Here is a 12,298-nt window from a genome sequence, read left to right as displayed (position 1 = left end):
ATATAGTATTCAATTATCCTTCAACAATTGAATATCTTGAAGAAGAGAAAAAAAAATCTTCTAGAAAAGTCCAAAAAGTAGTCAACGAAATAATAGAAATTAACAAAGAATATTTTGAAAAAATTAATCAGCTGGAATTCATAAATGAATTCAATCCATCAGACAAAAGGCTTAAAATTTATAATGGCATTCATCAAAAGGAGTTCCAAATAAAACTAAAGGAAACCACTGATGATAAACATTCTTTTTTAAATATGTGTAAAAACATTCAGCTCAGGACAGGAAAAGGGATGTTTTCTAAACATGAAGGCATATATACGGAAAAAACAGAAATGTCTCGGATTCAATCCAGTGCAGAACTTCCTAGAGGAGAATTTATAGATGCTATTGGACAAGAAAAAATCAGGGCAATTTATCGAAATTATACAAGAGAAATATGAAATTCGTTTTAAAAGAATATTTGGAATTACTAAAGGAAGATGGTGAATTAGATTCGTTAATTTCGGATCTTCTCTTTAGTATGAATATAATCCCTATTTCCAAGCCTCAAAGAGGAAGACAATTTGGAGTGGATATTTCGGCTATTGGTATTGATGAGGATGGAATTAAAAAGGTATTTTTATTTGCAGTCAAACAGGGTAATATTACCAGAAATATCTGGGACACTAACCCAACTTCTATAAGGCCGACTCTAAACGAGATTTTAGATTTTTACATTCCAAAAGTACTTACGAAAAGTCAAAATGCATTACCAAAAAAAATCATTGTGGCTACGAATGGTGTTCTGGAGCAAACAGTACAATTTAATTGGAATAGTTATCGAGATGAAAATTCCCAACCTAATAAAATTGAGTTTGATTTTTGGGGTATTGACCAAATAGCATCCGATATTGACAAATACTTGTTACCTGAACAGATATTTCCAAATGATTTTAAAACATTACTACGCAAAACCCTTGCTTTCATTGATTTAGAAGATTACGATTGTAGTCATTATTACTTATTGTTAGAAAAGCTATTTGAAAGCAAAACTGCTAAGAAAAAAGAAATTCTCAAAATATTAAGAATTGTTCGGGTATGTTTCAGCGTAATCCATAAATGGTCAAAGGATGCCCAGAATTTAAAACAATCCATTATAGCTTCAGAGCGAACTCTATTGTTAACATGGAATTGGATACGGGAAAATGATTTATTAAAGAATAATTATGTCTTAGACGAGTTTTATAATATCCATAGTTTAAAAATCACTATTGGTCGTGAATATTTTCTAAAAATCAGAGAACATCTGTATGTTAAGCACAGTTTATTCAAATATTCCAAGAATCAATTAGAATATTCCTTAACTATTTGGGAACAAATAGGTATCTTAAGTTCCATAGCTTTAAGCGAAATAGCTGAGGGTCAAATGCATTTGGTTTCAGATGATAAAAGTTATACTAATATTTGTTATTCAAATGCAAATGAATATGTTAATGGGCTAAAATCCATAATTATTAATAACCCTCCCTCAAAATATCCAGAATACGATGAACATTTGATTGAAATCTCCTTAACGCTAATTGTTCTACACAAAGCAAATGAATTTGAATTTGCAAAAAAATGGATTGCTGATATGATTGTAGGCTTAAATGACTCTTTCAAATTAAAAAGTTTTATACCTCTATTTAGAACTGATTACGAAGAACTCGCAAACATACATTTAGGCAATAGTATTTCGGAGCCACATTCCTCTATGTTACTTCCATTATTAGCCGAATGGGCTGTAATTTTAGATGAACCAGGTCTTTATGATTTAGTAAAAAAAATGATCTCTGAAAATTATCCAGAAATTGATTTGCAGATTTGGTTTCCTGAATCCACATCAGAAGACTTTTTATATACCACCAATATGAGTAGAAAAAGTGGACATGCAAAATGCTCGATTGAATTATATGATAACGTTGAAAAATATAAAAAGGAAATGCTTGAAGAAAAGACATTATTTTGTGAAGAAAAAGAGTTCTCAATCTTCTCACAATATTTCTATTATTTAGGGTATTTATCATCAAGACATTACCGCTCAAACTTATTGCCTTTATTTTGGAGAGAATTTTTAAACTAACTACTTATCATAACTTTTTCAAGAAAACTCCGTCCGCTCTCACTGTTGTCAATTCCTTTTTTACACGGAGTTTAATAGTTTTTGTCCATCTTGTTGTTTGTTATTAATATTTCCCATAAAACAAAATATTCTTAAATAAAAAATGAGACCTATCAAGTCTCATTTTTGGAATTATTTTGTTTTCTATATAGCTTATTTTCCTTTTAGTAATTTTTCCAAATACTCAACTTTATCTTTTTCGGCTTGTACTAAGCGTTCATAAAGCTTCTTGTTTTCCTCATAAGCTTCTACCAATTTATCTAATGGATTAAAAGTGCAACCATAATTTACAGCTGAAGAATTATCTACATGATAAGTATTTCCAATAATATTTAAAACTGCTTCGTCAGAGAAGTTTTTAATTGCTTCAGTTGTTACTCCCAAAACTTCAGCAATTGCTTTTAATTTTTCTTCTTCAACAGTTTCACTTCCTTCAATATTAGAAACGGATTGCTGGCTTATACCAATAGCGTTAGCCAATGCTTCTTGTTTCATACCTCTAAGCTCTCTAATTCGGCTGATATTCCTGCCAATATGTTTTGGTTTTGTTGCTGTATTCATAACTCAAAGGTATTTAAAATTCTTTTAAAAAAAAGGCTATGGTAAAAAACAAGCCCGCTTTTGTGAGATACAATTCCCGTTAGTTCGGTACGGTACAATCTATTGCTTACTTGCTATGTATTTAAACAAAAATACAATTTTTCGGATAATTATTAACTAAAAAAGTAAAATTATGAATGCAATTGAATTTTCACAGCAAAAAGTGTTGAAGGAAGTAATTACAGACCACATTAAAACATCTGCCATTTATTGTTTTGGCAGGCAGGAAACAGCTTATAGTTCGAGCAGGAAAATTTATCCTGATAAAGAACTGCAAAAAGAACATTGTCATTTATACCTTTTAGTCTTTGTACATGAAATCAAAGAAAATGCGGGCAGTGACATAAGTGACAAGATAAAAACAAAGACGCAGGGTTCTTTGACCGCTACTGTTCTTATACACCACGTACAGAGTCTTAAAGACCTTTGTCAAGACCAGCAGTTTTTCTTTTGGCAGATCATGCAGAATGCAGAGCTGTTATTTCAAGATATTAACAAGCCTCCTTATTTAAGTATTAGCGAAACTCCAAAAAGAAATTTAAAATCCACATCGCATTATATAGCATGGAGGAAGAATAATATTGCTACAATCTGGGGCTGGGTATATAATGATGATGATGCTTCTAGTTCGGATGAAGTAAAAATGTCCGCTCTTCATCAAATAGTGGAGCAAATCTGTTTGTCTTTGATCCGTGTCTTTATAGGCTACACTCCTAATCATTTTGCATTGGAGTATTTATTTAATCTCTGCGAATACTTTACTACCATAACTGCAGACTTTTTTCCCAGACAAACCCGGGAAGACAAATCCATATTTAAACTTCTTAAGCAACAGCCCAACACGTTGCGTTTTAGCAAGGCTAACGATGTTGATTATTTATATTATCAGGTAGTGGAAGAAAGATGTAAAAATTTTAAAAATCAAGCGGAAATTTTGATACAAAATGAAATAAACCGACAAAATGAAGTTGAAAATAAACCCGAGAAAACCGATAAAGAACCTATATAAATTATGAAAAAGAATAGAATATCCTTTGAATCTATTTTTTGGGCAGGTCATGAGATTAAAAGTTCTTCTCAAGTGCTGGAGGCTTTTTTTGACTTTGCCCATCTTGATTGCTATAAAGAGATACTGTGCGAAGCATTTTTATATGTCCATAAAAAGAAAGTGTATAAAAAAGATTATCCCGGACAGGTAATTGTTTTCTATACTGCTCTGCGCTCTTTTCTTAAAGTTTGTTTTCTCCTGCAGTACAAAAATAAAAAATGGAAAGTCAAGAAACTATTTGGCTGTAAGTCAAAACTTCATCTGGCTTCCCTGACAAAAGAAGAGTATGAGAATCCTTTCCTTGTATTTCAAAGAGCATTTGCAGAGAAAACCATCGATGAATTCGAATTTTTCCTATTTGAAGTTATACACCTGTCACTGTCTCGATGCACAGAAGAATTTGATTATGACTTGATCACACCCTACATCTATTTAATCAAAATGCTGGATGCAAGCCAGCTTATGCGTGAAAGAGGGATTGAAAAGATCAAAAATAAAGAACGGTCTTAAGAATAATAATACGGTAACAGAATACAATATCCGCACAGTCTCAACTGTAATAACGACAATTTTTTAGAAATGAAAAACAATAAAAATTTTAAGAAAGAAAAAACACTTGTAAAATCAACAGAACAGGCAAAGACAGTACTGCATATGCTTTTGCAGAATTCAAAAAAGAATCTCGAAAGCGGAATTTCTGAACTTCTGGGTAAATTGAAAAATCCCAAACTCGATTTATTGCTTGACCGATATCCCGACCTTTTGCAGGAATACGATTTGGAAGAATTGCTTTCAGATGATCTTGAAATCATTGATGCGGAGATACAGGACGTCAAGACAGCAGGACTGCTGTCTTGCCTGCAATTACTGCTGCATTTTTGTTATGAACTAAAAGAGAATCCAAATCCAAATGATAAACATTTTGACAGTCTCAAGTATATTTTAAAATCCATTACCTGTTCCCAGTTTGTACATGAACTGCTCTATGTTGTTATATCGCTGGTTGGAACAGACTACTACCAAAAGTTTCAGCAGAGAATACAAAACTTAAATTTTGATTCAGAAAGCGCAATAGAACCGGAAAGCGATCCTGAACTGAATGAGCATATTGACTTGATGACATGGTTTGCGCTGGTGAGGCTATTTTTAGAATCGGTTTATACTTATTTCAACAGTTCAGATAAAAACTTCAAAAACACGACATGATGAAACTTCAAAAAGTCCACTATTTAAATAATTAATCGATTTAAAATAAAGATTATGGAAAAAGATAAAATCAAATTAAATGAGTTCATAGAGAACCCAGAGCATTATTTTGTACTGCTAAAACCAACATTAGAAACAAGAAATGATATCCACATTATTGAAATAAATGTGCAAGGATATAGAGACCTGTTTTGTATGATAATGGATTTACTTAAAACAGCAAAATTTGCCTTAGACGGAATTGAAGTCAGTACTGAGAGTACTATAAATACTGAAAGATATGTTGGAAGTCTTTTAAGAATAATAGAAATGCTGATCCCGTTGGAAGAAGCAGAATTACTGGATATGCTTTACATAAAATATTTAAATGAAAAAAATAAGAGTGATTTTAATTAACCTGTTTCCAATTGTAATTTTAATAAAACGGCGACTTTGGAGACGTTTTTCAGCCCCCAGCAGGGCAAGTGGTTTTGAGATGCTGAATTCATTTCAAGCATCTCAAAACACAACTTGCTATTTTCTCTCGAAAATATTCTTACCGATGGTTTTAATTGAAAGGGCTTGATGCCCTTTTTTTTGTTTTAATGGATGTAAGTGATTTTAGATATAAGCCAGGGCATGCAGACCTGCACAGTACAGTCTGAATATAGGGTATGACAGAATATCGACGGAACTATTAACTTATAGAGCTTTTTATTTATGCAGGCAGGTAATCAAGTATTCCTGCATTCAAGTATTCCTGCATTCAAATATTCAAGTGTGCAGTTAATCACGTATTCATGTAGTCACGTATTCATGTAAGAAGGTCTTTATGTCTGCCTGCTGGTCTTCAAGCAGTCAAGTATGCAAGTATGCAAGTGTTCATGTATGCAGGCACGTTATCTGGCGGTCTGGTTAAACCTAACCAATGAGAAGAAAAAAAAATATTTTCCAAAGAAAACAGAAAAACGGAAAAAAGAAAAAGAAAGCAATTTTACAGGACGGGATGCAGACAGACCAAAAGGAAACGGAATAAGTCCCGAAGGGTGGTTTGTGAGGAACGAGCAAAACATTATGCCGTAGTCTTTTGGACAGGCTGATCCAGCACGTCCTTCCTTAGTTTTCTTTTTATTATTTCTTTGAGTAAAATATTAAGTCCAACCCGTCCAAAGTCTGACATTTTCTGCCAATCAAAGACTTAAAGTGCCTGAATGAAGAATTTAAAAGTTTGATAATTACCTTTTGCCGTAAAATCAAAATTATGAAAAAAGATAAGCACAAAAATAAAGAGCAGAAAAAAAAGAAAAACCCACTTTTAACTCTAAAACCTGAAGAGGAAAAAAAGAGGGAAATTAAAAATAAGAATAAAATTCCATTTATGCAGGTAGACAGGGGCGGAAACATTTTAACTAATTTCTTCTCGAATTTCCTTAGACAGTTTAAAAACCCAACAAAAACAGGACTGGGCAGACTGTTAGATAAACTGCTGGCTATTAAAATTGAGGAAAGTGAAAAGAAGCCTGCACAGAAGCCTGAAAAGCCTTTGGATATAATGGGGTCTGTAAAAACGGTTTTTCGTTATGTAAACAATAATAACAGGGACAATTTAACTCCAAGCGAAAAAGAATCATTGAGACAGCGTACAAACCAGCCACTTAATATTGGCATTAAGACCCAGCAGAGTAAAGACGAGGAATTAAATCAACCAAGAAAAAACCGTTTAGGGATTTAGATATTCACTAAATCCAGTCATAGGGTTTGTCCTTGCGGTTCAGATAGCAGTACATCTCTTCCTTTTTGAGTTCGGGAAAGAATTTAAGGGCATCTTCAATGGCATAGTTGGGCAGAAAATAAATCTCATCACGGACAGCCGTAATCACTTTTTCACGACCATAGAAACGGACGATTTCGTCAATTTGATCCTGACCTCCACGCTCTATAATACGAGCAATTACCATTTTATATCCCCCGTCCCAATCAATCTTATCAAATCTAAAATCCCAGAAGAATTTAGGGTGAAGATTGGGGATTTCTTTGTCTTTTTTTGTCTTTTTCATACTTTAAATTTAATGATTTCCAGTGACTTATGCAATAGTTTACCTGTGTAAATGCGTCCTTTTCTTTAAGAAATAAAAAGCCTAATACTTCCAAATGCTTCCACATTTGAGTGTCAATGCTGATAATAAAATATATTGGTTTTTAGATAATACGAGTAATAAAAATCATGGAAAGTGAAGAAAAAAAGAACCCGCACAAAGGAGGCAGGCATCCCAAAAAAGATCCCGCCGTTCACCGCTATTCGATCAGTCTTACCGCTGAAGAGAATGCCCATTTTTTGACTCTTTTTGAAACATCGGGTATGAATATAATGGCGCACTTTATTACGGCATGTATTTTCCAAAAAGGCATCACAACGATAAAAGTTGACAAAACAGCAATTGAATATTATGTGCGCCTGACTGCCTTATTTGGACAGTTCAGGGCTGTCGGGGTAAATTATAATCAGGTAGTAAAAATTCTGTACCGCAATTTTTCCGAAAAGAAAGCCTCGGCATATCTCTACAAACTGGAAAAAGAGACAGCAGAATTAGCTGTGTTATGCCAAAAGATAATAAAGCTTACAGCGGAATTTGAAGAAAAGCACCTTAAAAAAAAGTCTTGACATGATAGCGAAAATCGCAAGAGGCAGTAATTTGTATGGCGCATTAACCTATAACTATCAAAAGGTTGAAAAAGAAAATGCGCAGGTTTTGTTTACACAGAAGATTATCGAAGTTCCCGACGGCAGTTATTCCATACAACAGCTGTCCCGTTCTTTTGAATTATATCTGCTGACCAATCGAAGAACGGAAAAACCTATACTTCATATTTCGCTGAATCCTGATCCGAAAGATAAAGTAAGTGATACTGATTTTGAAAATATGGCGCAAGACTACATGAAGCAGATGGGTTACGAAAATCAGCCTTTTGTAGTATTCAAGCATACCGATATTGAGCGCACCCACATCCATATCGTGTCGGTCTGCGTGGATGAAGACGGCAGGAAAATATCCGATAAATTTGAAAAAAGGCGTTCGATGGCTGTATGCAGGACATTGGAAAAACAGTACAGCCTTATATCCGCTGTGGAAAAAAAGCAAGATTCGAAGAATCAAATATTCAAGCCTGTTGACTATATGGCAGGCGATATAAAAAGCCAGATGGCATCAGTACTTCGCCATTTACCCAAAAATTACCAGTTCCAAACTTTCGGGGCATATAATGCTCTGCTTTCCCTTTTAAACATTATCGCTGAAGAAGTCAAGGGCGAATATAATGGAATCCCAAAACAAGGATTGGTATATTTTGCACTCAACAAGCAGGGAGAAAAAGTAAGCAATCCTTTTAAGGCTTCTCTGTTTGGAAAAAGTGCGGGTTATGCACAACTGCAATCCCATTATGAGCAGAACAAGATAAAACTCAGAGAGCATCCTGCTAAGGGATCAGTTAAAGGCAGGATCGAATCAGTAATGCAGACTGCATCAAACGAATTGGAGTTTAATAAAAAACTCTTGGAACAGGGTATCAATGTGGTGGTACGCCGAAATGCTGAAGGACGTATTTACGGCATCACTTTTATTGACCACAAAGCCCACTGTGTGTGGAACGGATCACAATTAGGAAGAAACCTTTCGGCAAATGTATTTAATGACTGGTGGAATAACGGCAATAAAATGGAGCAGTCTGTGCAGAGAAATGTTAATTCAAAGGCCAAAGCCACTATAAATCAAGAGATCAAAGAACCAAACAATCTGTCTGGCTTTTTGGCCAAGGAAGATCTGTCCAATAGCCCCGAAGAAAGCAGCCTTATTGAAGTCTTTGGAGGGTTGTTATCCAATGGAAAAGCAGAAGACTATGATGAAGTATTATTTGCCAACCAAATGAAAAAGAAAGCCAGACGCAAAAAAAGATAGTGCCTACTATCAATTTTAATCGCCAGCCTTTTTGTTGATTCACGACAAAGGAGTGATTCATCAAATTGGCTGTACCAACTCTTTTTAAAAACAAAGACTGTCCCGACAATAAGGAGGGATTGTCTTTGTTTTTTTTATAACTGTTCCTAATATTGCTTTGAGACTAATGCAGCCAAAGAGTTCCTCGGTGAGACTGTATTTACTCTTAAGCCATCTATGGTATTAAATTCATATGCAGATTAAAAATTATTGTTTTACCAAAAGTAAAAGGAGGTACAAAAATGAAACAGAAATTTATCAAACAGACTGATGTAGAAGAATATATCTTAAAAAATTATGAAGATATAGAGCGGGAAAATGAACAAAAATTCGTAAATTTAATGATTGAAATTATTGTGTCATTAACATTGAAAGAATTATATGAAGAGGGCGATTAGATATTTAAGATTTAGTCAATTAGGGCAAAGCAATGGCTCGATTGAAAGACAGGAATTGTATACCGATCAATACCTGCAATATAATAATATACAGTTGGTGGATTCGTTCATTGACAGAGGTAAAAGTGCCAAGACTTTTGACCGTCCAGATTTTATAAAATTACAGGCATTCATTGCCAAGCATTATAAATCGGTGGACTACCTTCTTGTAGACCAGCTTGACCGCTTTAGCAGGGATGCTGGTGAAGCTATGAGTTTGGTCAAACAATTCCAAAAAAAATACAGTATTCAGATTATCAGCGTGACCGAAGGGATCGTTTTTGATTATGATACACCGGGAAGCTTTTTCCGAGCAGGCTTACAATTGTTGCTAGCTGAAGAAGACAATATCAACAGGAGTATAAAAGTGCGTGGCGGACTCTATACAGCTCGTGCAAAAGAAGGTCGTTTCCTTACTAGAGAAAAACCTTTCGGCTACAGCAAGGTTGGAGAAGGAAAACAGCGGCACCTTGAAGTAAATGAGATAGAAGCTAAAATTGTCAAAACAATTTATGATATGTATCTGCGTGATGTGCCGTTATATAAAATCAAAGAAATAGCTTATCAATCAGGTTTTGACAGGAAAGGCAACATGGCTATTGATCGTGTGCTTGCAAATCCTGTTTATGCAGGGCTTGTAAGGGTTGAACCGTTCAAAGATCTGCCGGGAGGTCTTTTTCCAGCCATTCATGAGCCAATAGTTGATAAGACAACATGGACAATGGTGCAGTCTAAAATGAAGAAAGTTGATAAAGTAAAGGTAGTTATCGATGATGAAATACCGCTACGGGGCGTTGTAAAATGCCATTGTGGAACTCCGCTTACTGGTGCGCCTTCTCGTGGTAAATCTGGAAAATACTTCTACTATTATAAATGCAAGCATTCAAAGCATAACAACATTAGTGCTATCAAAGCACATGAGCAATTCTTAAACGTCTGCGATCTCATGAGCGTTCCCGAAAGGAAGATTAAAGAGATAAGAGATGGCAGTTACGCCTCAATTGAACAGGAAGTAAAGGCAAACAAGAAAAAAGTAGCAGACAAAAAACATGAGCTGGAGGAAATACTGCAGCTATTAAATGCAGTAGAAGAAAAATGGTTTAGGGACGAGATAAACAAGGATACCTACGAAAGATGGTATTCAACCTACAGTGACCATATATTGACCCTTAAGGCAGCAATAGAAAGGCTTAGCCCAAATCAAGGAAAGGCCTTCAAGATTTTAGACCGTAATCTGGATATATTGGGTGATATTAAACATGCCTACACGAGGTCAGATACTTTACAAAAGCGTGAGTTTGTAAACATGGTGTTCAATGGTAACTTATACTACCAAGAGGGTATATATCGAACACCTACAATTTTAGAAATATTTTCTCATAATGCCAGTAAAATGGAGGAAAAGGGATGTCTTATATACAAAAAAAAGAGGGAAAACCTTTCGGTAATCCCTCACAGTGGGCGATGAGGGGTTCGAACCCCCGACCCCCTCGGTGTAAACGAGGTGCTCTGAACCAGCTGAGCTAATCGCCCTAGTGCAATTCGATAATTTTCATTTCCTTATTGCGAGTGCAAATATAAGACTGTTTTTTGGATATGCAACTAAAAAACAAAAAAAAATTACAAAATTTCTGCAACTACAAAGGTACTCCCACCTAAGTAAATGAAGTCGGTCTCTACTGCATTTCGCAATGCTATTTGATAAGCTTCTGAAACAGAATTGTATACTTCGCCTTGAAGTGCAAATAAAGCGGCTTTTTGTTGTAAGATTGAAGCGTCTAGTCCACGAGGAATATTGGGCTTACAAAAATAATATTTTGCATTTTTTGGAAACAAAGGCAAGATTTCTTGTAGATCTTTATCATTTACGACTCCTAAAACAAAGTGTAATGTGTCAAATTTTTCTTTTTGAATTTGCTTTAATACGATTTCAAGCCCGTTTTTATTATGTGCAGTATCGCAAATTACTTTTGGAGCCGTATGTATTTGCTGCCACCTGCCTTGAAGTCCTGTGTTTTTTACCACGTGTAACAAACCAACTTGCGTATTTTGAGAGGTGATTTCAAATTCAGTTTGCTTATTCAAAACCTGTATAGTTTGTAACACCGTCTTTTTATTGTGTATTTGATAATCGCCAATCAGGTCCGAAGGATAGTTTTCTGTAATTAAATCAGAAGCAAAATAAATCACTGAATTGCCTTCTTTGGCTTTGCTTATAAAAACAGGTTTTGTTTCAGAGGTGTATTCTCCAATAATCACGGGAACATTGGGTTTGATAATTCCTGCTTTCTCAAAAGCAATTGCATCAAGTGTATTGCCTAAAAACTGGGTGTGATCCAGTCCTATATTGGTCACCACCGAAACTAATGGGGTTATGATATTAGTTGCATCTAGTCTTCCGCCCATTCCTACCTCAATAATAGCAATGTCAACTTTTGAAGTAGCAAAATAATCAAACGCTAATCCTACGGTCATTTCGAAAAAACTCATGTCATTTGCTTCAAAAAAAAGCTGATGCTCCGTTATGAAATCTTCAACAAATTTTTCAGATATTTCGATCCCGTTTATTTTAATACGTTCTCTAAAATCTTTTAAATGTGGCGAAGTGTACAAACCTACTTTATATCCAGCTTCTTGTAAAACCGATGCTAGCATGTGAGATGTTGATCCTTTGCCATTGGTTCCTGCCACATGTATGCATTTTAACTGCTTCTCTGGATGATTAAGGTGTGCAGCAAGCTTATGAGCATTAGTTAAATCTTTCTTGTAAGCCTGTGCTCCTTGAAGTTGGTACATTGGGAGTTGATTAAACATCCAGTTTATAGTGTCTTGATAATTCATTTTGATGGTAAATAGGAATTGTTTAAAATATTTTTCAATTTTTTTAGTTTAATAT

At 34.8% G+C, this 12,298-nt stretch carries 15 protein-coding genes and 1 tRNA gene; 12 read left to right on the top strand and 4 right to left on the bottom strand.

The window, feature by feature from the left end; translation table 11 throughout:
- Both FPG59_RS16585 and FPG59_RS09040 read left to right on the top strand, forming a co-directional pair.
- Positions 1-440, top strand: a 440-nt coding sequence (locus FPG59_RS16585; protein WP_176330727.1) for a hypothetical protein, incomplete at its 5' end; no start/stop codon positions are given.
- A complete protein-coding gene (locus FPG59_RS09040; protein ID WP_086454290.1) occupies positions 437-2,101 on the top strand; it encodes a hypothetical protein in 1,665 nt (554 codons plus the stop codon). The genes FPG59_RS16585 and FPG59_RS09040, both read left to right, overlap by 4 nt.
- Positions 2,102-2,293: 192 nt before the next feature.
- On the opposite strand, the gene FPG59_RS09035 is transcribed toward FPG59_RS09040, so the two are convergent.
- Positions 2,294-2,701: a helix-turn-helix domain-containing protein gene (locus tag FPG59_RS09035; RefSeq protein WP_086454289.1), complete on the bottom strand. Its 408-nt coding sequence runs from the start codon at positions 2,699-2,701 to the stop codon at positions 2,294-2,296.
- Between the two features lie 172 nt (positions 2,702-2,873).
- Between FPG59_RS09035 and FPG59_RS09030 the strand changes: the two genes are divergently transcribed.
- The 6 genes from FPG59_RS09030 (at position 2,874) to FPG59_RS09005 (ending at position 6,705) form a co-directional block, all read left to right on the top strand.
- On the top strand, positions 2,874-3,749 hold the full coding sequence (locus FPG59_RS09030; protein ID WP_086454288.1) for a hypothetical protein: 876 nt from the start codon (positions 2,874-2,876) through the stop codon (positions 3,747-3,749).
- A gap of 3 nt (positions 3,750-3,752) precedes the next feature.
- Positions 3,753-4,298, top strand: coding sequence for a hypothetical protein (locus FPG59_RS09025; protein WP_086454287.1), 546 nt, complete (start codon positions 3,753-3,755; stop codon positions 4,296-4,298).
- 69 nt (positions 4,299-4,367) lie between these two features.
- On the top strand, positions 4,368-4,994 hold the full coding sequence (locus tag FPG59_RS09020; RefSeq protein WP_086454286.1) for a hypothetical protein: 627 nt from the start codon (positions 4,368-4,370) through the stop codon (positions 4,992-4,994).
- A gap of 54 nt (positions 4,995-5,048) precedes the next feature.
- Positions 5,049-5,390, top strand: coding sequence for a hypothetical protein (locus tag FPG59_RS09015; protein ID WP_086454285.1), 342 nt, complete (start codon positions 5,049-5,051; stop codon positions 5,388-5,390).
- Between the two features lie 471 nt (positions 5,391-5,861).
- Entirely contained in the window at positions 5,862-6,056 is a 195-nt protein-coding gene (locus FPG59_RS09010; RefSeq protein ID WP_140344619.1) for a hypothetical protein, read from the top strand.
- A gap of 178 nt (positions 6,057-6,234) precedes the next feature.
- The gene (locus FPG59_RS09005) at positions 6,235-6,705 is read left to right on the top strand and encodes a hypothetical protein (RefSeq protein ID WP_086454283.1); all 471 of its coding nucleotides are present in this window, start codon (positions 6,235-6,237) and stop codon (positions 6,703-6,705) included.
- Positions 6,706-6,712: 7 nt separating this feature from the next.
- On the opposite strand, the gene FPG59_RS09000 is transcribed toward FPG59_RS09005, so the two are convergent.
- A complete protein-coding gene (locus FPG59_RS09000) occupies positions 6,713-7,030 on the bottom strand; it encodes a hypothetical protein (RefSeq protein ID WP_086454282.1) in 318 nt (105 codons plus the stop codon).
- A gap of 167 nt (positions 7,031-7,197) precedes the next feature.
- On the opposite strand from FPG59_RS09000, the gene mobA reads away from it, so the two are divergent.
- The 4 genes from mobA to FPG59_RS08985 all read left to right on the top strand — a co-directional run bounded on the left by mobA (position 7,198) and on the right by FPG59_RS08985 (position 10,870).
- Positions 7,198-7,635, top strand: coding sequence for a conjugal transfer protein MobA (gene mobA, locus FPG59_RS08995; protein ID WP_086454281.1), 438 nt, complete (start codon positions 7,198-7,200; stop codon positions 7,633-7,635).
- Between the two features lies 1 nt (position 7,636).
- Positions 7,637-8,926: a conjugal transfer protein MobB gene (gene mobB / locus FPG59_RS08990; RefSeq protein WP_086454280.1), complete on the top strand. Its 1,290-nt coding sequence runs from the start codon at positions 7,637-7,639 to the stop codon at positions 8,924-8,926.
- A 281-nt stretch (positions 8,927-9,207) separates the two neighbouring features.
- Positions 9,208-9,363, top strand: coding sequence for a hypothetical protein (locus tag FPG59_RS16580; RefSeq protein WP_176330726.1), 156 nt, complete (start codon positions 9,208-9,210; stop codon positions 9,361-9,363).
- Entirely contained in the window at positions 9,347-10,870 is a 1,524-nt protein-coding gene (locus tag FPG59_RS08985; RefSeq protein WP_086454279.1) for a recombinase family protein, read from the top strand. The genes FPG59_RS16580 and FPG59_RS08985 overlap by 17 nt, the downstream gene beginning before the upstream one ends.
- On the opposite strand, the gene FPG59_RS08980 is transcribed toward FPG59_RS08985, so the two are convergent.
- Both FPG59_RS08980 and FPG59_RS08975 read right to left on the bottom strand, forming a co-directional pair.
- A tRNA-Val gene (locus tag FPG59_RS08980) sits at positions 10,861-10,935 on the bottom strand. The two genes, FPG59_RS08985 and FPG59_RS08980, sit on opposite strands and share 10 nt — an antisense overlap.
- Before the next feature lie 87 nt (positions 10,936-11,022).
- The gene (locus FPG59_RS08975) at positions 11,023-12,243 is read right to left on the bottom strand and encodes a folylpolyglutamate synthase/dihydrofolate synthase family protein (RefSeq protein WP_086454278.1); all 1,221 of its coding nucleotides are present in this window, start codon (positions 12,241-12,243) and stop codon (positions 11,023-11,025) included.
- Positions 12,244-12,298: the final 55 nt, after the last annotated feature.

The sequence above is a fragment of the Flavobacterium sp. FPG59 genome, from assembly GCF_002150205.1.
In the GTDB taxonomy this organism is placed as follows: domain Bacteria; phylum Bacteroidota; class Bacteroidia; order Flavobacteriales; family Flavobacteriaceae; genus Flavobacterium.
The sequence above is the reverse complement of the archived record's forward strand: the minus strand, read 5'-3'. Positions and strand labels throughout refer to the sequence as shown.